At 70.1% G+C, this 20,563-nt stretch carries 17 protein-coding genes and 3 pseudogenes; 8 read left to right on the forward strand and 12 right to left on the reverse strand.

Annotated features, from left to right (window positions below):
* The first annotated feature begins 13 nt into the window (after window positions 1-13).
* The 3 genes from MU852_RS14580 to MU852_RS14590 are packed head-to-tail and all read left to right on the forward strand — an operon-like array spanning window position 14 to window position 3,533.
* Window positions 14-1,399, forward strand: coding sequence for an outer membrane protein assembly factor BamB family protein (locus MU852_RS14580; protein WP_249750160.1), 1,386 nt, complete (start codon window positions 14-16; stop codon window positions 1,397-1,399).
* Between the two features lie 32 nt (window positions 1,400-1,431).
* Window positions 1,432-3,060, forward strand: coding sequence for a ribosome biogenesis GTPase Der (gene der / locus MU852_RS14585; RefSeq protein ID WP_249750161.1), 1,629 nt, complete (start codon window positions 1,432-1,434; stop codon window positions 3,058-3,060).
* A 5-nt stretch (window positions 3,061-3,065) separates the two neighbouring features.
* Window positions 3,066-3,533: an NUDIX hydrolase gene (locus tag MU852_RS14590; protein WP_249750162.1), complete on the forward strand. Its 468-nt coding sequence runs from the start codon at window positions 3,066-3,068 to the stop codon at window positions 3,531-3,533.
* Here the strand turns inward: MU852_RS14590 and MU852_RS14595 are convergent.
* The 4 genes from MU852_RS14595 to radA all read right to left on the reverse strand — a co-directional run bounded on the left by MU852_RS14595 (window position 3,530) and on the right by radA (window position 7,887).
* Window positions 3,530-4,282 (reverse strand): SDR family NAD(P)-dependent oxidoreductase, encoded by a 753-nt coding sequence (locus MU852_RS14595; protein WP_249750163.1) that lies wholly within the window; start codon window positions 4,280-4,282, stop codon window positions 3,530-3,532. The genes MU852_RS14590 and MU852_RS14595 overlap by 4 nt on opposite strands.
* Window positions 4,283-4,349: 67 nt before the next feature.
* Entirely contained in the window at window positions 4,350-5,855 is a 1,506-nt protein-coding gene (gene purF / locus MU852_RS14600; protein WP_249750164.1) for an amidophosphoribosyltransferase, read from the reverse strand.
* Window positions 5,856-5,887: 32 nt separating this feature from the next.
* Window positions 5,888-6,484 (reverse strand): CvpA family protein, encoded by a 597-nt coding sequence (locus tag MU852_RS14605; protein WP_249750165.1) that lies wholly within the window; start codon window positions 6,482-6,484, stop codon window positions 5,888-5,890.
* A gap of 32 nt (window positions 6,485-6,516) precedes the next feature.
* A complete protein-coding gene (radA, locus tag MU852_RS14610) occupies window positions 6,517-7,887 on the reverse strand; it encodes a DNA repair protein RadA (RefSeq protein WP_249750166.1) in 1,371 nt (456 codons plus the stop codon).
* Window positions 7,888-8,054: 167 nt separating this feature from the next.
* On the opposite strand from radA, the gene MU852_RS14615 reads away from it, so the two are divergent.
* Window positions 8,055-8,684 carry a Yip1 family protein gene (locus MU852_RS14615; protein WP_249750167.1) on the forward strand — a complete coding sequence of 210 codons (630 nt, stop codon included), beginning with the start codon at window positions 8,055-8,057 and terminating at the stop codon, window positions 8,682-8,684.
* 10 nt (window positions 8,685-8,694) lie between these two features.
* Here the strand turns inward: MU852_RS14615 and alr are convergent.
* The 6 genes and pseudogenes from alr to rpsR all read right to left on the reverse strand — a co-directional run bounded on the left by alr (window position 8,695) and on the right by rpsR (window position 15,278).
* A pseudogene (alr, locus tag MU852_RS14620) lies at window positions 8,695-9,730 on the reverse strand (alanine racemase).
* Between the two features lie 323 nt (window positions 9,731-10,053).
* A complete protein-coding gene (locus MU852_RS14625; RefSeq protein WP_249750168.1) occupies window positions 10,054-11,544 on the reverse strand; it encodes a replicative DNA helicase in 1,491 nt (496 codons plus the stop codon).
* Between the two features lie 152 nt (window positions 11,545-11,696).
* On the reverse strand, window positions 11,697-12,839 hold the full coding sequence (locus tag MU852_RS17985) for a TonB-dependent receptor domain-containing protein (protein ID WP_347342400.1): 1,143 nt from the start codon (window positions 12,837-12,839) through the stop codon (window positions 11,697-11,699).
* Window positions 12,840-13,600: 761 nt separating this feature from the next.
* Window positions 13,601-14,287 (reverse strand): annotated as a pseudogene (locus tag MU852_RS17990) (TonB-dependent receptor plug domain-containing protein); the annotation flags it as partial.
* A gap of 129 nt (window positions 14,288-14,416) precedes the next feature.
* Window positions 14,417-15,001: a 50S ribosomal protein L9 gene (rplI, locus tag MU852_RS14635; RefSeq protein ID WP_249750169.1), complete on the reverse strand. Its 585-nt coding sequence runs from the start codon at window positions 14,999-15,001 to the stop codon at window positions 14,417-14,419.
* A 1-nt stretch (window position 15,002) separates the two neighbouring features.
* Complete coding sequence (gene rpsR, locus MU852_RS14640) at window positions 15,003-15,278, reverse strand: 30S ribosomal protein S18 (RefSeq protein WP_249750170.1); 276 nt, start codon at window positions 15,276-15,278, stop codon at window positions 15,003-15,005.
* Between rpsR and MU852_RS18300 the strand changes: the two genes are divergently transcribed.
* Window positions 15,256-15,435: a hypothetical protein gene (locus MU852_RS18300; protein WP_353745004.1), complete on the forward strand. Its 180-nt coding sequence runs from the start codon at window positions 15,256-15,258 to the stop codon at window positions 15,433-15,435. The genes rpsR and MU852_RS18300 overlap by 23 nt on opposite strands.
* A 19-nt stretch (window positions 15,436-15,454) precedes the next feature.
* Here the strand turns inward: MU852_RS18300 and rpsF are convergent.
* Window positions 15,455-15,985 (reverse strand): annotated as a pseudogene (rpsF, locus tag MU852_RS18305) (30S ribosomal protein S6); the annotation flags it as partial.
* Window positions 15,986-16,036: 51 nt separating this feature from the next.
* Here rpsF and MU852_RS14650 point away from each other — a divergent pair.
* Entirely contained in the window at window positions 16,037-17,629 is a 1,593-nt protein-coding gene (locus tag MU852_RS14650; RefSeq protein WP_249750172.1) for a carboxyl transferase domain-containing protein, read from the forward strand.
* A 6-nt stretch (window positions 17,630-17,635) separates the two neighbouring features.
* On the opposite strand, the gene ppk2 is transcribed toward MU852_RS14650, so the two are convergent.
* Window positions 17,636-18,385, reverse strand: a complete 750-nt coding sequence (ppk2, locus tag MU852_RS14655) for a polyphosphate kinase 2 (RefSeq protein WP_249750173.1) — start codon at window positions 18,383-18,385, stop codon at window positions 17,636-17,638.
* Window positions 18,386-18,481: 96 nt separating this feature from the next.
* Between ppk2 and MU852_RS14660 the strand changes: the two genes are divergently transcribed.
* Together MU852_RS14660 and MU852_RS14665 are read left to right on the forward strand one after the other, a co-directional pair.
* Window positions 18,482-19,618 (forward strand): serine hydrolase domain-containing protein, encoded by a 1,137-nt coding sequence (locus MU852_RS14660; RefSeq protein WP_249750174.1) that lies wholly within the window; start codon window positions 18,482-18,484, stop codon window positions 19,616-19,618.
* Window positions 19,619-19,723: 105 nt separating this feature from the next.
* Window positions 19,724-20,482 (forward strand): extensin-like domain-containing protein, encoded by a 759-nt coding sequence (locus MU852_RS14665; protein WP_249750175.1) that lies wholly within the window; start codon window positions 19,724-19,726, stop codon window positions 20,480-20,482.
* Window positions 20,483-20,563 lie beyond the last annotated feature (81 nt).

A 20,563-nucleotide genomic window follows, 5' to 3' on the forward strand; every position in this document is an offset into this window, starting at 1 on the left:
CAGGACGCCTTCGATGAACCGAGCTCTGAAAGTCGCGCTGGTCTGCGGCGTCGCCCTGACGGTCGCGTCGTGCGGCGCCGTGCGCCGGTCCCTGCCGTTCGGCCTGGGTCGCAGCGACCAGCCCCAGGCCACGGCGACGGAGGGGCAGCGTATTTCGGTGCTGGCCTTCGACGAGCAGCTGGCGCCCTCGGCGGCCTTGGCCGGCCGCGATATCTTCCTGCCCGGCCCGCAGGCCGTGACGGCATGGACCCAGCCCGGCGGCACGCCCGAGAACCTGGTCGAGCACGTCATCGCCGCGCCGAACTTCCAGATCGCCTGGCGCCGCGACATCGGCGCCGGCTCGGCCAATCCGGGCGACGTCATGTCCCCGGTGGTCGCCGCCGACGGCAAGATCTTCGTCTTGGACGGCCGCTCGACCGTCACGGCCGTCTCGGCCGACACCGGCGCGGTGCTGTGGAAGGCCGACGTGAAGCCCGAGGGTCGCGATCGCGGCCGCGACAACGGCTTCGGCGGCGGCGTCGCCGTGGCCGGCGGGCGGGTGTTCGTCTCGTCGGGAACGCGCGTGGTTTCGGCGCTGGACGCCAACAGCGGCGCCGTGGTCTGGAGCCAGAACGTCGACGCCCCGGTGCACGGCGCGCCCACGGTCGCGGGCGGCCGCGTCTTCGTGGTCGATGTCGACAGCCAGATGTTCGCCTTCGACGCCGCCACCGGCGCCCAGGCCTGGGCCTATCGCGGCATCGGCGAGCCGGCGCGGGTCCTGCGCGCCTCCAGCCCGGCGGTGACGGGCGAGACGGTGATCGCCCCCTTCGCCTCGGGCCAGCTGGTCGCCCTGCGGACCAACAACGGCCAGCCGGTGTGGGAAGAGACCCTGTCCAACACCAGCCGCACCAGCGCCCTGTCCGAGGTGCGCGACATCGCCGGGCGTCCGGTCATCAGCCGCGGCATGGTCTATGGCGTCAGCCATTCGGGCCAGATGGCGGCCATCGACATCCGCTCGGGCCAGCCGCGCTGGCGGCTGCCCATCGTCGGCGTCAACGCCCCGCTGCCGGTCGGCGACGCGGTCTATGTCGTCTCCAAGGCCGGCGAACTGATCGCCGCCAACCGCGACACCGGCCAGGTCTATTGGACGCGCGAGCTGAACGAGGGGCGTGTCCGCAAGGAAGGCGGTTTCCTGGGCTTCTTCGATCATGAGCTTCGCCCGCAATGGTCGGGGCCGATCCTGGCGTCGAACCGCCTGGTGATGGTCAACTCGTTCGGCGAGGCCGTCGCCTTCGACCCGAAGACCGGCGCGCCGCAGGCGACCCTGAAGCTGGGCGCGCCCGCCTTCATCGCCCCCAGCGCCTATAACGGCGCCCTCTATGTGCTGACGGATTCCGGTCAGCTGATCTGCATCCGCTGACGTTTCGTCGCAAACTGGGTTAGAAGGCCGACATGGCTCTGAAGGTCGCCATTGTCGGCCGCCCCAATGTGGGCAAGTCGACCCTGTTCAACCGCCTCGTTGGCAAGCGTTTGGCGCTGGTCGACGATCGCCCCGGCGTGACCCGCGACCGGCGCTACGCCGACGGCAATATCGGCGACATGGACCTGACGCTGATCGACACGGCCGGGTATGAGGACGTCACCGACGAAAGCCTGGAAGCCCGGATGCGCGAGCAGACCGAGGCCGCGCTGGACGACGCCGAACTGATCCTGTTCATGATGGATGCGCGCGAGGGCGTGACCCAGTTGGACCGCATCTTCGCCGAACGCCTGCGCCGCCAGCACAAGCCGGTGATCCTGCTGGCCAACAAATCGGAAAGCCAGGCCTCGGGCGGCGGTGTCGGAGAAGCGCACGCCCTGGGCTTCGGCGAGCCGGTCGCCATCTCGGCCGAGCACGGCGAGGGCATGGCCGACCTGTATCAGGCCATCGTCACCGCGTCCGAAGACATCTTCATCGAGGAAGAGGACGAGCCGGAAAAGCCGATCCGCATCGCCGTGATCGGCCGCCCGAACGCCGGCAAGTCGACCCTGATCAACCGCCTGATCGGCGACGACCGGCTGCTGACCGGGCCGGAGGCCGGCATCACGCGCGATTCCATCTCGGTCGACTGGGTGTGGGAAGACAAGAACATCCGCCTGATCGACACGGCGGGGATGCGGCGCAAGGCCCGGGTTCAGGAGAAGCTGGAGAAGCTGTCGGTCGCCGACACCATCCGCGCCATCACCTTCGCCGAGGTGGTCATCCTGGTCATGGACAAGGACGACGCCTTCGACACCCAGGACCTGCAGCTGGCCGACCTGGTCGAGCGCGAGGGGCGGGCCCTGGTCTATGTCGCCTCCAAATGGGATCTGGAGGAGGAGCCGCAGGCGCGCCTGGCCGAGTTGAAACGGCTGGCCGAGGACAAGCTGCCCCAGCTTAAGGGGTCGCCCTTCGTCGCCCTGTCGTCGCACAGCGGCCGCGGCGTCGACCGCCTGATGCCGGCCGTACTCCAGGCCTATGACATCTGGTCGGTCAAGGTGAAGACCAAGGACCTCAACACCTGGCTGTCCATGGCCACCCAGCGCCATCCGCCGCCCGCGGTGGACGGCAAGCGGATCAAGCCCAAGTACATCGCCCAGACCAAGGCGCGTCCGCCGACGTTCGTGCTGATGGCCAGCCGCGCCTCGGCCATGCCCGACCACTACAAGCGCTATCTGATCAACTCGATCCGCGAGAGCTTCGACCTGCCGGGCACGCCCATCCGGCTGAACGTCAAGACCAGCGGGGCCAACCCCTATGTCGACGGCGGCGCCAAGTCGGGCCCGGAGCGGTTCAAGGGCGCGGCCAAGACCGCGCCGCGCCGCATCCAGAAGGCCGAAAAGGCCGAGGAGCGGCTGTCCAATCTGCCGGGCAAGGCGCTGGAGCAGAAGGCCAAGGCGGGGATCAAGCCCAAGGTGAAGCCTCTGGGCGGGTTGAAGGCCAGCGCCTCCAAGAAGTCCGGGACCAACGCCATCGTCGGCAAGGGCGCGCGTGGCGGCGCCCGTCAGGTCTCGCGCTCGGGCCGCGTCCGCAGCGGCCAGAAGGGCGGCGCCAAGCGCTGACGCCCATGAGCGAGGGGAACGCGACGCTTCCCGCGCGGCCGACCGCCCGCTGGCTGATCCTGGACCCGCAGGGCCGGGTGCTGCTGTTCCGCTTCGTCTTCGCCGAGGGGCCGCTGTCCGGAACCGTCTTCTGGGCCACGCCCGGCGGCGGCTGCGAGCCGGGCGAAAGCTTCGAGGACGCCGCGCGTCGCGAACTGTTCGAGGAGACGGGCCTGTCCGTCGCCGATCCCGGTCCCCAGGTCGCCCGCGTCCGCGTGGCCTTTCGCCTGCCTGACGGCCGCATGGCCGACGTGGATCAGCGCTTCTTCCTGCTGCGCGCCGAGCGCTTCGTCGTCGCGCCCGGGGGCTGGACGGAAGAGGAGCGGCGCGTCCTGGTCGAGCACCGCTGGTGGACGGCGGCCGACATCCGGGCCTCCACCGAGGCGATCTGGCCCGCCGAACTGCCCGATCTCCTCGACGATCTTCGCGATTAGACCAGGGCTTCCGGGGACGGCTCCGACTTCCAGTCCCTGAAGGACACCGTCAGCGGCGGCGTCAGGTCGCCGCGGGCCAGTTCGACGATCAGGGGGGCGATCTCGGACGGATGGGGCAGGCCCTGCGGGTCTTCGCCCGGATAGGCCTGGGCGCGCATCTGGGTTCGCATCCGGCCGGGATCGACGATGCTGACGCCGACCGGCGTGCTCTCGATCTCGTCGGCCCAGGCCTTCACCAGGGCTTCGGCGCCCGCCTTGGTGGCGGCGTACATGCCCCAGAAGGCGCGGGGCCTGGCCGCCACGCTGGTGGTCAGGTGGATGGCGCGCCCCGCGTCGGAGGCGCGCAGCAGCGGCTCCAGCGAACGGATCAGGCGATAGACGGCGGTGAAGTTGGTCTTTTCGACCTTGGCGAACTCGCGCGGGTCGGCGTGGGACACCGGCGTCAGGCCCGACGGCCCCATGGTCGCCGCCGCCTGGACCCAGATGTCCAGCTTCTTGAACCGCTCGAAGATGGCCCCGCCCAGCCGGTCGATGGCGCCCCCGTCCACCAGGTCGAAGGGAACCAGGGTGGCGTGCTGGCCCGTCGCGGCGAAGACGGCGTCGTCCAGCTCTTCCAGGCCGCCCTGGGTGCGCGCCGTGGCGATGACGTGGGCGCCGGCCTTGGCCAGGGCCAGGGCGCTTTCATAGCCTATGCCGCGCGAGGCGCCGACGACCAGGGCGATACGGCCGGAAAGGGGGAGTTCGGACATGGCGCCTGATAGCGCGCGCGAGGCCGGCCCGCCAAGCCGCTATTCGCCCGGCGCCGTCCGCCTGGCTTCAGGCGCTGACGAGCAGGGACAACTGCCGGGCGCCGAATTCGCGGCCGCCTTCCTCGATCTCCCGGTCCAGCAGGCGGGTCGGGTAGTCGCCGGTGAAATAGTGGTCGGTGAACTGCGGGTTGGCCTTGTCGCGGCCCGTCTCGCCCATCGCCCGGTACAGGCCGTCGATGGACAGGAAGCCCAGGCTGTCGACCTCCAGCATGTCGCGCATCTCTTCCAGCGTCTTGTTGGCCGCCAGCAGCTGCGCGCGTTCCGGCATGTCGATGCCGTAGAAGTCCGGGAACAGGATCTGCGGGCTGGCCGAGCGCAGGTGGACCTCGGTCGCCCCCGCCGCCCGCACGGCGCGGACCAGCTTCAGCGAGGTGGTGCCGCGCACGATGGAGTCGTCGATCAGCACCACGCGCTTGCCGGCCAGGGCCGACTTGTTGGGGCTGTGCTTCATGCGCACCCCCTTCTGACGGGCGCCCTGGCTGGGCTGGATGAAGGTGCGGCCCAGATAGTGGCTGCGGATGATGCCCATCTCGTAGGGGATGCCGCTCTCCTGGGCGTAGCCCAAGGCCGCCGGCACGCCAGAGTCCGGCACCGGCACGACGATGTCGGCCTCCACGCCCAATTCGCGCGCCAGGCCCCGCCCCATCTCCTTCCTGACCTCATAGACCGAGCGGCCGTTCACGACCGAGTCGGGGCGCGAGAAATAGACATATTCGAACAGGCAGGGGCGGGCGGCGCGGGCGGGGAAGGGCTTGAGCGAGCGCAGGCCGCTTTCGTCGATGACGACGACCTCGCCATGCTCGACGTCGCGCACGAAGGTCGCGCCGATCATGTCCAGGGCGCAGGTCTCGGACGCCAGCACCCAGGCCTCGCCGACCCGGCCCAGCACCAGCGGACGGATGCCCAGCGGGTCGCGGGCGCCGATCATCTTGTGCCGCGTCTGGGCGACCAGGGCGTAGCCGCCCTCGATCCGCGCCAGGGCGTCGATGAAGCGATCGACGATCTTGGCCTTACGGCTGCGCGCGATCAGGTGGAGGATGACCTCGGAGTCCGACGTCGACTGGAAGATGGCGCCTTCGCCGACCAGCTGGCTGTGCAGGAACTTGAAGTTGGTCAGGTTGCCGTTGTGGGCGATGGCGATGCCGCCCTGGTCCAGATCGGCGAACATCGGCTGGATGTTGCGCAGAAACGATCCGCCGGCGGTGGAATAGCGGGTATGGCCCACGGCCGCCCGGCCGGGCATCCGGCCGGCCAGGTCGGCGCCGCCGAAGGCCTCGCCCACCAGGCCCTGGTGCCGTTCGGTGTAGAAGCGTTCGTCCTTGATGCTGGCGATGCCGCAGGCTTCCTGGCCGCGATGCTGCAGGGCGTGCAGGCCCAGGGCGACGACGGCCGAGCCCTCGTCCTCTTCCGCGCCCCAGACGCCGCAGACGCCGCATTCCAGGCGAAGCTGGTCGTCCTCCGGCTCGCGCCAATGTTCGCGGTGAACGACGGGATCGGCGATATGGTGGCGCATCGTCGGGCTCCGATGACCTGGGACTTGGGACACTAGGGGGCGGCTTCGCGCGGCGAAGTAGTCCCGGATTGCGGCTGGGGCAAGGCTTCCCGATCGGAAAACCCTTTGCGTACGGAGGAATCCACCACGGGGGAGATGGCGTCGACGCCCCGGCCGATGCCGGGCAGGACCATCTGGATCGCCCGCGCGCCGAGCGCGCTGACCGGATAGGTCAGGGCGCCGTTCAGCCAGCGGGGCGTGCGTTCGCCAGGCAAGGCGGCCACGATGACGAGATGGACCGCTCCGATCAGGATCAGGGCGCGCACGGCGCCCACGGCAAGGCCAAGCACGCGATCGAGGCCGCCCAGGGACGGATGCGCCTTGGCGCTCTTGGACAGCAGGGATCCGGCGATCCGCAGGCCGAAATAGACGACGAAGAAGGTCAGGATGGCCGCCAGCACCGTGCCGGCCCAGTCGGGATCGACCACGGCGCGCCCGGCCATGGCGGTGAAGGGCAGGGCGATCAGGGCGACCAGGGCGGCCAGCAGCGCGCTGAGCAGGGTCACGATCTCGCGGACGCCCCCGCGCACCCAGCCGGCGGCGGCCGAGAACAGCAGAACCACGATGACGAAGACGTCGTATCCGGTCACGCGGCGGGGTTCCTGGCGGGGCTCACGGCTCTCTAATACCGGTTCTGCGAGATTCGTTCGACCACTTCGGACAGGCGCGTGGCCGCCGTGGTCTTCACGCCCCTGGTCTTGGCCGACAGGGGCGGGGACAGGACCTGGTCGAAGCCCAGCTTCTGGGCCTCGCGCAGACGGGCCTCGGCGCGGCCGACGCTGCGGACCTCGCCCGACAGGCCGATTTCGCCGAAGACGACGCAACCCTGCGGCAGGGGCACGTCCAGGGCCGAGCTGATCAGCGCCGCCGCCGCGGCCAGATCCGCCGCCGGCTCGTTGATGCGCAGGCCCCCCGCGACGTTCAGATAGACGTCCTTGTCCCCGAACCCCAGGCCGCAGCGCGCTTCCAAGACCGCCAGCAGCATGGCCAGCCGGCCCGAATCCCAGCCGACCACGGCCCGGCGCGGCGTGCCGTAGGCCGAGGGCGCGACCAGGGCCTGCATCTCGACCAGCACGGGCCGCGAACCCTCGATGCCGGCGAACACGGCCGCGCCCGGCGCGCGGTCCTTGCCCTCGCCCAGGAACAGGGCCGAGGGGTTGGCGACCTCGCGCAGGCCGCTGTCGCCCATTTCGAAGACGCCGATCTCGTCGGTCGCGCCAAAGCGGTTTTTGCCGGCGCGCAGGATGCGGAAGGGATAGCCGCGCTCGCCCTCGAAGGTCATGACGGCGTCGACCATGTGTTCGACCACCCGGGGGCCGGCGACCTGGCCGTCCTTGGTGACGTGGCCGACCAGCACCACCGCGGGGCCGCCGTTCTTGGCCAGCCGCACCAGTTCCCCGGCGCAGGCCCGCACCTGGGTGATGGAGCCCGGCCCGCTCTCGTGCACGTCGGACCATAGCGTCTGCACCGAATCGACGATGACGATGTCGAACGTCTCGCGCTTCAGCGTGCCCAGGATGTCGCGCAGCGCCGTGGCCGCGGCCAGATCGACCGGCGCGTCGGCCAGCCCCATCCGCTTGGCCCGGGCGCGGATCTGCTCGACCGCCTCCTCGCCGGAGATGTAGGCGACCTTGGCGCCGCGCAGCGCGGCCTTGGCCGCGACCTCCAGCAACAGGGTCGACTTGCCCACCCCCGGATCGCCCGACAGCAGAATGGCCGATCCCGGCACGACCCCGCCGCCGCAGACCCGGTCGAACTCGGCCACGCCGGTGGCGATGCGGGGCGGCTCGGGCGTGTCGCACTGAAGCGTCTCGAACTGAAGGCCCCGGCCGCGCGCGGCGGCCGAGGCGGCCGGCTTGATGGCGCCGGGCGGGGCGGATCGGCTCTCCTCGCTCAGGGTGTTCCACTGGCCGCACGATCCGCACTGGCCGGACCATTTGCCGTGGACCGTCCCGCAGGACTGACAGACGTAGAGGGCGGTGTCGCGAGCCATGTGGGCCTGTCTAGCAGATGCCGCGGCGGGGGCTATCCGCCCGCCGCCCGTCTGCGACCGGAACTGACGTGGGTGTGGAAATGAGACTGACTCTCAGCATCTTGCATCTATGGCCAAGCCGGGGTCAGTATGCCGCACCCTGTTCTCCCAGCCCCCGAGCGCCCTCCATGACCGACCAGCCGAGCCAACCCGCCGTCGATCCCGCCCTGGTGGCGCGCGTCAAGGGCATCCTGCTTCAGCCCCGGGCGGAGTGGGAGCGGATCGACGGCGAGTTCGCCACCACCCAGACCCTGTTCACCCGCTACGCCATGATCCTGGCCGCCATCGGCCCGGTGTGCAGCCTGCTGGGCGGCCAGCTGTTGCCGATCTTCGGAATGCGGATGCCGATCACCGCGGCGCTGGTGGTGGCCGTGGTCAGCTATCTGCTGTCGCTGCTGGGCGTCTTCCTGCTGGGCCTGATCATCAACGCCCTGGCCCCCAGCTTCGGCTCGGTCCCCAGCAAGATCCAGGCGATGAAGGTGGCGGTCTATTCGTGGACGGCGGCCTGGCTGGCCGGGGTGTTCGGCCTGATTCCCATGCTGGGCGTGCTGGCGATCCTGGGCCTTTACTCCTTCTATCTGCTGTTCGTCGGCCTGCCGATCCTGATGAAGACGCCGGAAGACAAGAAGGTCGGCTATTTCATCGTCACGCTGATCCTCAGCATCGTGGTCTATTTCATCATCAGCGCCGTGATCGGCAGCATCAGCATGATGTTCGTGGCCAGCACGGCGGCGATGAGCGGCCTGGCCGGTCTCTGACCCGCCGGCGTCAATCGACATAGGCGCGCGGGACGCGGGGGTGATCGAGGTCAGCAGTTCGTAGGCGATGGTGCCCGCCGCCGCCGCCGCGTCGTCCAGCCGGCGGTTGGGGCCGAACAGTTCGACCCGGTCGCCGACGGCGACGTCCAGGCCCGTGACGTCCACGGCGCAGACGTCCATCGACACCCGGCCCAGCAGCGGCCGCGTCTGGCCCGCCACCCAGGCCGCCCCGCGCGGGCTGTAGGACCGAAGCAGGCCGTCGGCGTAGCCGGCCGCCACGGTGGCGACCCGCACGGGCGCGTCGGCCCGGAAGCCGCGCGAATAGCCGACGCTCTCGCCCGCCGGAACCTCGCGCACCTGCAGCACCTCGGCCCAGAGCGTGGCGACGGGCGCGATCCGGTCGTCGGTCCGCCCCTCGGGCCCGCCGCCGTAGAGGCAGATGCCCGGCCGCACGGCGTCGAAGGCGAAGTCCGGCCCCAGGAAACAGCCGCCGGAGTTGGCGAAGGAGCGGATCGCGCCGGGATAGCGCTGGGCGGCCGCGGCGAAGAGGTCGCGCTGGCGGCGGTTCATCGGCTGGGCCGGTTCGTCGGCGCAGGCCAGGTGGCTCATCACCAAAGAGACGCCGTCGAACGTTTCGGGGGCGTCCTCGGGCCGGAAGCCCAGCCGGTTCATGCCGGTGTCGATCTGAAGGCCGCAGGCGCCGCCGCCGGCCTGGCGCCAGGCGTCGATCTGGCGCGGCTGGTTCAGCACCGGCCGCAGGTCGGTCGCCTTCAGTTCCGCCGCCGCGCCCTCATGGCAGCCGTCCAGCACATAGATGGTCGGCTCGGCGCCCAGGGCCGCGCGCAGGGCCTGGCCCTCGGCGGCGCGCGCCACGAAGAAGGTCCGCGCGCCCTCGGCCATCAGGCGGGTCGCGCAGGCCGGGGCGCCAGGCCGTAGCCGTCGGCCTTGACCACAGGATGCACGGGCGCGCCGGTCAGGGCCTGAAGCGCGTGGAAATTGCGCGCGAGGGCGCCGAGATCGACGGAAAGCGTGGCGGGGGAGGGCATCGGGCTCTTATGACGCAAGTTTCTTGCAATGGAAGGGCGGCGAGCCCGAGCCGTGCGGAAAAACACCGTGCGAAGAGTGCGAATAGTGTGAAATCCGGGCCGGAAGCGACGCCGCGACCGCACGGTTCGCGAAAAAGACAGTGTGAATAGTATGAATGGTGTGAAATCCGGTCGCGGCGCCCCGCAGGCCGGGGGGGCGGCGATCATAACCGATCGCGAAGGTGCGAAAGGTCGATCGCCGGACCGTCACCGTATGGCGTTGTTCTGAAAACGGAAATGTTCAGAAATTGGGATGGCCGAGGCGACGCGCCCGCCGTGCGGCCCTATTCGTAGCTGTCCTGGTAGCGGCCGTCGTGGGCCAGGTTGCCGAACTTGGTGGTGTCGGCGTCGAAGGCCAGTTTGACGATGCCGATGGGGCCGTGGCGCTGCTTGCCGATGACGACCTCGGCCTGGTGCTGCAGGCGGTCCATGTCCTGCTGCCACTGCAGGTGTTCCTCGGTGCCCTCGCGCGGTTCGGCGCGGCCCAGGTAATAGCTCTCGCGATAGACGAACATCACGCAGTCGGCGTCCTGCTCGATCGAGCCGGATTCGCGCAGGTCCGACAGCTGGGGCCGCTTGTCCTCGCGCTGCTCGACCTGGCGCGACAGCTGCGACAGGGCGATGATCGGCACCGACAGCTCCTTGGCCAGGGCCTTCAGCCCGCCGGTGATCTCGGACACCTCCTGCACCCGGTTCTTCTGGCTGTTCTCGCCGGTGGTCACGAGCTGGAGGTAGTCGACGATGATCAGGTCCAGGCCGTGCTCCATCCGCTTCAGCCGCCGCGCGCGCGCGGCCAGCTTGGAGATGGACAGGCCGCCGGTGGCGTCGATGTAGAGGGGGCTTTCGCCGATCTCGACGGCGGCGTCGCGGATCTTGCCGAAGTCGGTGGCGTCGATCTCGCCCTTGCGCAGCTTGTCGGAGGACACGCCCGAGGCGTCGGCCAGGATCCGCATGGCCAGCTGTTCGGCGCTCATTTCCAGCGAGTAGAAGGCCACGACCCCGCCGTTGACGGTCTTGCGCCCCTCCGGCGTCGGCTCCCACTGATAGTTGCGCGCCACGTTGAAGGCGATGTTGGTCGCCAGCGCCGTCTTGCCCATCGACGGACGGCCGGCGAGGATCAACAGGTCGGACGGGTGCAGGCCGCCCAGCTTGGAGTCCAGGTCGTTCAGGTGGGTGGCCAGGCCGGCCAGCTTGCCGTCGCGCTGATACGCCTCGGCCGCCATCTGAACCGCGCCGGACAAGGCGTGGGAAAAGCTGACGAAACCGGACGAAGGCTTGCCGGTTTCGGCCAGGGAGTACAGGGTCTGCTCGGCCTGTTCGATCTGCTCGTCGGCGGGCGTTTCGGGGTTCGGCGCCTCCTTGATGATGTCGCCGCCGATGCGGATCAGGTCGCGACGCAGGGCCAGGTCATAGACGACCCGGGCGTAGTCGGGCGCATTGGCGGCGGGCGGGGCGCGGTCCACCAGGTCGGCCAGATAGCGCAGGCCGCCGAACTCCTGAAACGCCGGGTCCTGCTTGAACCGCTCCATCAGGATGGTGGGCTCGGCCAGCATCCCCTGGCGGATGTGGTCCTCGATCGCCTCGAACAGACGCTGGTGGAAGGGCTCGTAGAAGTGCGAGCCGCGCAGCCGGTCGCTGAGCCGTTCGAACACGGCGTTGTCGAACATCAGCGAGCCCAGCAGCGCCTGCTCGGCCTCCAGATTGTGCGGCATCGACGAGACGCCGCCGTGATCGGTCGGCGAGGCGGAAAAGGGCAGCGGGGCGAAGGCGTTCATGTCGGTTAAGGCTTTAGCGCCGCCCTGCGTCGGATGCGGACGGAATCCGACGCACGTCCGAAGATGAACGGGGATAGGCTGTGGACGGGGCGCGAAACGACAGGGGCGCTCCCGAAGGAACGCCCCCTTGAGCCGTCAGGCGCGGGGCCGGGTCACCAGTTCAGGCTGACCCGGGCATAGGCGTAGCGGCCATTGAAGCCGAAGGGCGAATAGTAGGGGAAGCCCAGCACGCCGTTGGAATTCAGGCTGGCCGGCACATAGTCCGGATATTCGTCGAAGACGTTGTCCACGCCGACGGCCAGGCCGACCCGGTCGGTCAGTCGATAGCGGCCTTCCAGATCCACCACCGTCTTGGCGCCGGTCGAATAGTCGCTGGCGGCGGTCGAGCCGGGCTGCAGGACGTCGCCGTAGTAGGTGGCCTTCAGCGTGGCCCCCCACTGGTCCAGACGCCAGTCCGCCGAGGCCGAGACCTTGGTCGCCGGCGTGCCCTCCTCGATGGTCAGGATGCGCTGGCGGGCGAACAGGGTGGGCGAGAGGTCGGTGCTCAGCGACACGTCGTTGAAGTTCGCCGCGACCGTGAAGTCGAAGTCGCCGGCCGCCTCGGTCGGCAGGCGATAGCGGCCGACCACGTCCACGCCCTCGGTCTCGGTCGAGACGCCGTTCAGGAAGAACCGCGCGGCCTGCACGCCCAGCGGACCCAGCACCGCCGGATTGCGGATCAGTTCCGACAGGACGATCTGGTCGTCGATGTCGATCTTGTAGGCGTCCACCGTCAGGTCGAAGCGGCCCAGCCGCACCACCGCGCCCAGCGAATAGTTGGTCGAGGTCTCGGGCTCCAGCGGGCGGCCGCCCAGGGCCGTCGCCACCACGCTGGTCGCCGGGAAGGTGCCCGTCTCGACCACGGCGCCGTCCTGGATCACCGAGGCGGTGGAGGTGAAGAAGGATTGCTGCAGCGACGGCGCGCGGAAGGCCGTCGAGATCGAGCCGCGCAGGGCGAAAGCGGGGGTGAAGTCGTAGCGGGCGCTGAACTTGCCCGTCTGGGTGTCGCCGAAGTCGGAATAGTCCTCGACCGCACGGCCCCCTCGACCGTCAGCTTTTCGGTCAGCGGGATCTCCACGTCGGCGTAGGCGGCGAAGTTGTCGCGGTCGACGTCGATCTCGTTCGAGGGCTGGAAGCCGACGAAGCCCTGGGCGCCGCCGGCCAGGGCGGTGTTGGCGCCCAGCGGGCCGCGGTTGTAGCTCTCGGGCTGGCCGGCCTCGATCTTGTAGGTCTCCCAGCGCTGCTCCAGGCCCCAGGCGAAGTTCAGCGGGCCGCCGGACAGGCCGACCTCGAAGGCCTGGCTGAAGTCGGCGCCCAGGACCAGCTGGTCATAGATCAGCGAACCGGAATCGAAGGTCGTCGGCGAGGCCGAGCCATAGGTGGAGTTCAGCGACTCCCGCGTCTCGAAATCCAGGGCGTTGCGGCCATAGACCAGGCTGATCTCGGCGTCCCAGCCGCCCAGCTGGCCGCGCGCGCCGCCGGCGGCCGACACGTCCTGGCTGTCCACGCCGATCTTGGGCAGGAAGCCGTCCGGATAGATGGCCGCGACATTGTTCACATTGTCGGACAGGCGCGGGAAGGCGGCGCTTTCGCTCTGGCGATCCTGATAGCCGGCCCAGCCGAAGGCCTCCCAGCCGTTCCCCAGGGGCTTGCCGGCGTTGGCGAAGACGGTCCACTGCTCGACCTCGGGGTCGCCGGCGCGGGCGGTGACGGCGCCGTTGGCGGCGGCGCGCGGATCGTAGTCCGAGCGGTTGGTCGGGTCGCGCTGGAGGTATTCCGCCGACAGGGTCAGATAGCCGTCCGAGCCCAGGGCCAGGCCCTGCCAGGCCGAGGCGGTGACGGTCTGGCCGTCGTTCTCGTCGCGTTCGCCGCGCGCGGTCTCCACGGTGGTGACGTACTGGCCGTAGGTGACGCTGGCGCCGCCGCCGCTTGAGGCCTCCTTGAGGCGCAGGTTGACGACGCCGGCGATGGCGTCGGAGCCGTACTGGGCCGAGGCGCCGTCGCGCAGCACCTCGACGCGGTCAAGGGCGCCGGTGGGGATGGCGTTCAGGTCCACGGCGGCCGAGCCGCGCCCGATCGAGCCGTTGACGTTGACCAGGGCCGAGGCGTGGCGGCGCGTGCCGTTCAGCAGCACCAGCGTCTGGTCCGGCGACAGGCCGCGCAGGGTCGCCGGCCGCACCGAGTCGGTGCCGTCCACCGCGGTCGGGCGGGCGAAGGTCAGCGAGGGCACGGTCTGCGACAGGGCGGCGGCGAACTCGGTGGTGCCGCGCTGCTGCAGGGTCTCGCTGGTCACGACGTCGACGGGGGCCAGGGTGTCCAGGCGCGAGCGGTTGGGCACGCGCGTGCCGGTGACCACGATGTCGTTCGGGTCGGCCTCAGGCGCGGTCTGGGCCAGGGCGGGGGCGGCGCCGAACAGGGCGATCGCGGAAGCGGCGCCCAGCAGGGCGGACAGGCGGGAGGTCATGGAGGAATCCTTCTTGAAGGCGCGGGAGAGCATCCGGCGGTCTTGGGTCGCCGCCGGTTGGGAAAGGTCGGGATCGGAAAGGGGACGCGCGGCGGCCTCAGCCGCGGCGACATCGCCGGGCGCGACAGGCGTTTCGGAACAGGTTGCGGCGCATGAGGCCCCTCCAGGCGCGGCACAGGGGAGGCGTGTCGCGGCAGAGGCGATATTGAGACCGCATCGGGGCGCGTCAATCCGGGCCATGCGCCAGATTTTCTGGCCGCGTCTTTAGAAATCCTTACGCGGCGGGCCGGCGGGGGCTGGCCCGCGGGCAGGAAAAAGGGCGCGTCCCGTGCGGAACGCGCCCTTGTCCTTGTCGTCGATCCGGTCGGATCAGGCTTCGTCGCCGAAGCCTTCCTGTTGACCGGCGCCGCCCTCGATCAGCTCCTGGGCCGATTGCTCGGCGGCCTGGCGCTCGTCGTCGAACTGGCTGCGGATGACGTCTTCACCCTTGGCCTGACGCTCGGCTTCGTCGGCCGAACGGGCGATGTTGACCTTGACCGTGGCGCGGACCTCGGCGTGCAGGCGGACCAGCACTTCGTGGACGCCCAGGGTCTTGATCGCCGTGTTCAGCACGACCTGCGAACGCTCGACCTTGCCGCCTTCGGCCTGGATGGCCTCGGCGACGTCGCGGCCCGCGACCGAACCGTACAGCTGGCCGGTTTCGCCGGCCTGGCGGATCATGACGTAGGTTTCGCCGTCGATCTTGTCGGCGACCTTCTGCGCGTCGGCCTTGTTCTTCTCGTTGCGCTGCTCGATGGCGGCGCGGTCGAGTTCGAAGGCCTTCAGGTTGGCGGCGGTGGCCCGGCGGGCCTTGTCGCGCGGCAGAAGGAAGTTGCGGGCGAAGCCGTCCTTGACGGACACGACGTCGCCGATGGCGCCGAGGTTTTCGACGCGTTCCAGCAGAACGACCTTCATCTTACTTCACCACGTACGGCAGGAGGGCCAGATAGCGGGCGCGCTTGATGGCCTTGGCCAGTTCGCGCTGCTTCTTCTGCGAGACGGCGGTGATGCGCGAAGGCACGATCTTGCCGCGTTCGGAGACGTAGCGCTGCAGCAGCTTCACGTCCTTGTAGTCGATCTTCGGCGCGTTGGCGCCCGAGAACGGGCACACCTTGCGGCGACGATAGAAGGGGCGGCGGGCCGGGCCGGAGCCGGCCGGAGCGCCCGGAGTGGGGGCAGTCGTATCGGTCATGTCCGGTTTCCTTATTCGGCGTCGGAAGAGGCGTCGTCGCGCGGGGTGCGCTCGCGCTCACGCTCGCGTTCACGCTCGCGGCGGGCCAGCAGCGGCGACAGTTCCAGGTCGAGTTCCTCGACGCGGACGGTCAGCCAGCGCAGCACGTCTTCGTTGATCGACAGCTGACGCTCGACCTCGGCCATGGCGGCCGGGGGGGCGTCGACGGCCAGCAGCGAATAGTGCGCCTTGCGGTTCTTCTTCACGCGGTAGGTCAGGTTGCGCAGACCCCAGTATTCGATCTTGGCGACCGAGCCGCCGCCGGCGACGATCAGATCCTTGATGGTGTCATTCAGCGCTTCGGCCTGTTGCGCCGAGATGTCCTGGCGCGTCATGACCGTGTGCTCGTAAAGAGCCATGCGGTAGTCTCCCTTTTCGGGCGTCGGCGCGGAAACGACCGGGTAAGTCGATCTCCACGATGGCTCCTGGCGCGGCGGCCGGACCGAGCGTCCGTCCCTTTGGTGGTCCGCGTCAGGACCGAAGCCCTGGAAAGCGGGCGCGTATAGGGGAAAAGGGGCGGGAGCGCAACATTTCTCTCTCCCCCGCGGGGAGGTCGGGCGGGGAGGGCGGGGAGGGCGCGGCGACGCCCTACAGACCTGGACTTCATCAAGCAGGTGCGACCCTGCCGGGCCGCCCCCACCCGGTCGCTTCGCGACCACCCTCCCCATGAAGGGGAGGGAGAGGCTTTCCCCGCCGCGCTCCCCGCCTAAACCGTCCCCATGCCGAAGCTGACGTCAGCGGTCGATCCGCAAAGCCCCGATTACAAGTCCCTGCACGCGCACAACAGCGCCCTGGCCGCGACCCTGCGCGAGCGCGTGGCGCAGGCCGCGCGCGGCGGGTCGGACAAGGCGCGCGAGCGGCACGTCTCGCGGGGCAAGCTGTTGCCGCGCGACCGGGTAGAGCGCCTGCTGGACCCTGGCTCGCCCTTCCTGGAGGTCGGGCAGCTGGCGGCGAACGGGATGTACGACGACGAGGCGCCGGGCGCCGGGGTGATCGCCGGGATCGGGCGCGTCTCGGGCCGCGAGGTGATGATCGTCGCCAATGACCCGACGGTGAAGGGCGGCGCCTATTTCCCGATGACGGTCAAGAAGCACCTGCGCGCCCAGGAGATCGCCGAGCAGAACCGCCTGCCGTGCGTCTATCTGGTCGATTCCGGCGGGGCCAACCTGCCGCACCAGGCCGAGGTGTTTCCGGACCGCGACCATTTCGGCCGCATCTTCTTCAACCAGGCGCGGATGAGCGCCAAGGGCATCGCCCAGATCGCCTGCGTCATGGGCCTGTCGACCGCTGGCGGCGCCTATGTGCCCGCCATGTCGGACGAGACGGTCATCGTCCGGAACCAGGGCGCGATCTTCCTGGCCGGGCCGCCGCTGGTGAAGGCCGCGACGGGCGAGGTGATCACCGCCGAGGAGCTGGGCGGGGCCGAGACCCACGGGCGTCGGTCCGGCGTGGTCGACCACGTGGCCGAGAACGACGAGCACGCGCTGGAGGTGGTGCGCTCCATCGTCGCCAATCTGAACACGACCAAGCCGGTAGAGATGGATGTGCGCGAACCGCGCGCGCCGGCCTTCGACCCCGAGGAGCTGTACGGCCTGATCCCCGAGGACGTGCGAGCGCCCTATGACGTGCGCGAGGTGATCGCCCGCATCGTCGACGGCTCCGACTTCGACGAGTTCAAGACGCTGTACGGTTCGACCCTGGTGTGCGGCTTCGCCCGCATCTGGGGCTATCCGGTGGCGATCCTGGCCAACAATGGGGTGATCTTCTCGGAGAGCGCGCAGAAGGGGGCGCACTTCATCGAACTGGCCTGCAAGCGCAAGATCCCGCTGCTGTTCCTGCAGAACATTTCGGGCTTCATGGTCGGCGGAAAGTACGAGGCGGGCGGCATCGCCAAGGACGGGGCCAAGCTGGTGACGGCGGTGGCCTCGGCGGAGGTTCCCAAGTTCACCGTCCTGATCGGCGGATCGTTCGGCGCGGGCAATTACGGCATGTGCGGCCGGGCCTATTCGCCGCGCTTCCTGTTCACCTGGCCCAACAGCCGCATCGGCGTGATGGGCGGCGAGCAGGCCGCCAGCGTCCTGGCCACCGTGCACCGCGACGCCGAGACCTGGACGCCGCAAGACGCCGAGGCCTTCAAGGCGCCGATCCGCCAGAAGTACGAGGACGAGGGCAATCCCTACTACGCCACCGCCCGCCTGTGGGACGACGGCATCATCGATCCGGCCCAGACCCGCGACGTGCTGGGCCTGGCCATCAGCGCCAGCCTGAACGCCCCGATTCCGGAGACCACCTTCGGCCTGTTCAGGATGTGAGGCGGATCAGCGGGCCAGGCGCTTCCTGGCCTCCTCGGCGCCGAAGACGATGTCGGGATCGGGCTTCTTCACCTCGCCCGGAACATGATCCAGCACCGCCAGGATGTGGCGGATGATGTTCAGCCGGGCGGTCTTCTTGTCGTCGGTGGCCACGATGGTCCAGGGCGCGAAGTCGCGGTCGGTCTCGGCCAGCATCCGGTCGCGGGCGTCGGAATAGGCGTCGAAGCGGGCCTCGGCCTCGGCGTCCAGCGAGGACAGCTTGAACTTCTTGAGCGGGTCCTTGCGGCGTTCCTTCAGCCGCAGGGCCTGTTCCTCGCGCGAGATGTCCAGCCACAGCTTGATCAGGACGATCCCGTCGTCGGTCAGCATCCGCTCGAAGCGCGGCGTGTCGGCCATGAACTGGGCGTACTGGGCGGGGGTGCAGAACCCCATCACCGGCTCGACGCCCGCGCGGTTGTACCAGGAGCGGTTGAAGATGACCGTCTCGCCCGCCGCCGGCAGGTGGGCGACGTAGCGCTGGAAATACCACTGGCTGGATTCGCGGTCGCTGGGCTTGGGCAGGGCGACCACGCGCGTCTGGCGCGGCGACATATATTCCGTAAGCCGCTTGATGGCGCCGTCCTTGCCGGCGGTGTCGCGCCCCTCCAGGACGATGACGACCCGCAGGCCGTGTTCGATCGTCCAGGCCTGGGTCTGGACCATGGCGAGCTGGAGCTGCTCCAGTTCGTCGTCGTAGGCGTCGGATTTCTTTCCCATGCGCCGACAGTGACCGGCGCGGGCGGACAGGGCAAGGGCCGTGCGTTCGCGCCGCCGGGACGCTAGGCTGTCGCCGAATACAGGGAGAGCGCCGCCATGAAGACCGACCGCCGAACCGTCCTGGCCGGAAGCCTGGCCGTGGCCGGGCTGGCCGCCCTGCCGGCGCGGGCGGACATCGGCGCCGATCCGGCCGCCTATGAGGCCGTGCTGGAGGCGGTGTTCGCCGAGACCCGGCCGGTGGCCCTGGCCGGCGGGGTGGTGACGCGCGAGGGCCTGGCCTGGTCCGGGGTTCGCGGGGTGCGCCGGTTCGGCGGGGACGACCCGGCGACGCTGGACGACCGCTGGCACCTGGGGTCCAACACCAAGGCGATGACGGCGGCGCTCTACGCCCGGCTGGTCGAGCAGGGACGGGCGGACTGGGACGCGCCCCTGTCGGTCCTGTTCCCGGCCGCGACGGTCGATCCGGCCTATGAGGCCGTGACGATCCGCGACTTCCTGCGCCACCGGGCCGGGGTGAAGGACGCCGACGCCCTGGGCATGGTCTTCTACATGACCGCGCGGGCCGATCCCCGGCCGCTGCCCGAACAGCGCCGCGCGATCGCCGAACGCATCCTGTCGACGCCGCCGACCGGTACGCCGGGCGGATATGAATACGCCAACGCCAACTACATCCTGGCGGGGGCGGCCATCGAAACCCTGACCGGCCAGTCATGGGAGGAGGTGACGCGCGCGGAGATGTTCGGGCCGCTGGGCCTGGCGTCGGCGGGCTTCGGCGCGCCGGTCCACGACGTTCATGGCGGGGCCAACGCCTGGGGGCATCGCTGGGCTGGCGGGCAGACGCACACGCCGGTCGATCCGGCCGATCCCGGCGCCGACAACCCCGCCGCTCTGGGGCCGGCGGGCACCGCGCACATGACGCTGGCGGACTATGCGACGTGGCTGCGGGTGTTCCTGAACGACGGGGGCGGCTGGCTGAAGCCGGAGAGCGTGGCGGTCCTGAGCGATGCGGGCGCAGGCCAGGGCCAGCCCTACGCCCTGGGCTGGATCGCGCCGCCCGCCGTTCCCTGGGCCGGGGGTCCCGCCCTGATGCACGAGGGGTCGAACACCCTGTGGCACGCCGTCGCGGCGGTCGCGCCTCGTCGCGGCGTCGCCCTGATCGGCCTGGCCAACGTCAGCGTCGAGGCCGGCGCCGCCAACGGCCTGATGCCCGGACTGGTGCGCGCGCTGGGATAGGGCCGCGTCGGCCGGTCGATCGCGATGAACGGATCGGCCCCCCGGTGCGTTGGGAAGCGGGGCCGTTGCGGCCCGGCGCGGGGCGCAGGGAGGACGCGGGGCGGCATGAGGCGGGACTTCGCGGACTTCTGGAACCTGCTGTGGGAGGCGGCGCTGCTGGTCTGCGCGGCCTTCGCCCTGCTGAACGCCTATGCGCCGCCGCAAGACCTGCCGTGGAAGCCGCTGGACCTGGATCGGCCGATCGGGCGGGCGACGGCGACCAAGGTGGCGGCCTTCGACCTGCCCCGCGCCGCCACGCCCGAACAGGTCGCGGCGCCCACCGAGGCCTGCATGAGGCTGTTGCGCGAGGCCGGCGTGCAGGTGGAGCGGGCGCCCGATCGCGACGACGGCGGCTTCTGCCAGGTGCGCGGCGCGGTGCGGATCGTCGGCGGGGCCACGCCCCTGGCGCCGGCCGGGGTGGTGATGCAGTGCCCGCTGGCCCTGCGCTACGTCCTCTGGGACCGCCAGGTGCTGCAACCGGCCGCGCGGGACGTGCTGGGCTCTCCGGTGGCGCGGGTGGAGAATTTCGGGACCTACTCGTGCCGTCGCATCTATGGGTCGACCGACACCGGCGACCGGCCCAGCGAACACGCGCGCGCCAATGCGCTGGACGTCGCGGCGGTGACCCTGGCCGACGGGCGCCGGGTCAGCGTCAAGGCCGACTGGGCCGGGCAGGGGCCGGCCGGCGCCGAGGGCGGGCGCTTCCTGAAGCGCGTGGGGCAGGGCGGTTGCCGGCTGTTCTCCAATGTCCTGACGCCCGAGTACAACGCCGCCCATGCCGACCATCTGCATCTGGACGCGGCCCCGCGCGGGGTGTGCGGCTAAGGTTCGATTAACCACCTAACGCCGATTTGTGGAATCGCTTTGCTGTTGACCGGCCCGTAAAGGCGGGTGACAACACGGGCG

The sequence above is a fragment of the Brevundimonas albigilva genome (assembly GCF_023503965.1).
GTDB classification, from domain to species: domain Bacteria; phylum Pseudomonadota; class Alphaproteobacteria; order Caulobacterales; family Caulobacteraceae; genus Brevundimonas; species Brevundimonas albigilva.

What these genes read in the sequence shown, in the direction of transcription:
- MU852_RS14580 (WP_249750160.1), top strand. Translation starts at nt 14, where the DNA reads ATGAACCGAGCTCTGAAAGTCGCGCTGGTCTGCGGCGTCGCCCTGACG.
- der (WP_249750161.1), top strand. Translation starts at nt 1,432, where the DNA reads ATGGCTCTGAAGGTCGCCATTGTCGGCCGCCCCAATGTGGGCAAGTCG.
- MU852_RS14590 (WP_249750162.1), top strand. Translation starts at nt 3,066, where the DNA reads ATGAGCGAGGGGAACGCGACGCTTCCCGCGCGGCCGACCGCCCGCTGG.
- MU852_RS14595 (WP_249750163.1), bottom strand. Translation starts at nt 4,282, where the DNA reads ATGTCCGAACTCCCCCTTTCCGGCCGTATCGCCCTGGTCGTCGGCGCC.
- purF (WP_249750164.1), bottom strand. Translation starts at nt 5,855, where the DNA reads ATGCGCCACCATATCGCCGATCCCGTCGTTCACCGCGAACATTGGCGC.
- radA (WP_249750166.1), bottom strand. Translation starts at nt 7,887, where the DNA reads ATGGCTCGCGACACCGCCCTCTACGTCTGTCAGTCCTGCGGGACGGTC.
- MU852_RS14615 (WP_249750167.1), top strand. Translation starts at nt 8,055, where the DNA reads ATGACCGACCAGCCGAGCCAACCCGCCGTCGATCCCGCCCTGGTGGCG.
- MU852_RS14625 (WP_249750168.1), bottom strand. Translation starts at nt 11,544, where the DNA reads ATGAACGCCTTCGCCCCGCTGCCCTTTTCCGCCTCGCCGACCGATCAC.
- rplI (WP_249750169.1), bottom strand. Translation starts at nt 15,001, where the DNA reads ATGAAGGTCGTTCTGCTGGAACGCGTCGAAAACCTCGGCGCCATCGGC.
- rpsR (WP_249750170.1), bottom strand. Translation starts at nt 15,278, where the DNA reads ATGACCGATACGACTGCCCCCACTCCGGGCGCTCCGGCCGGCTCCGGC.
- MU852_RS14650 (WP_249750172.1), top strand. Translation starts at nt 16,037, where the DNA reads ATGCCGAAGCTGACGTCAGCGGTCGATCCGCAAAGCCCCGATTACAAG.
- ppk2 (WP_249750173.1), bottom strand. Translation starts at nt 18,385, where the DNA reads ATGGGAAAGAAATCCGACGCCTACGACGACGAACTGGAGCAGCTCCAG.
- MU852_RS14660 (WP_249750174.1), top strand. Translation starts at nt 18,482, where the DNA reads ATGAAGACCGACCGCCGAACCGTCCTGGCCGGAAGCCTGGCCGTGGCC.
- MU852_RS14665 (WP_249750175.1), top strand. Translation starts at nt 19,724, where the DNA reads ATGAGGCGGGACTTCGCGGACTTCTGGAACCTGCTGTGGGAGGCGGCG.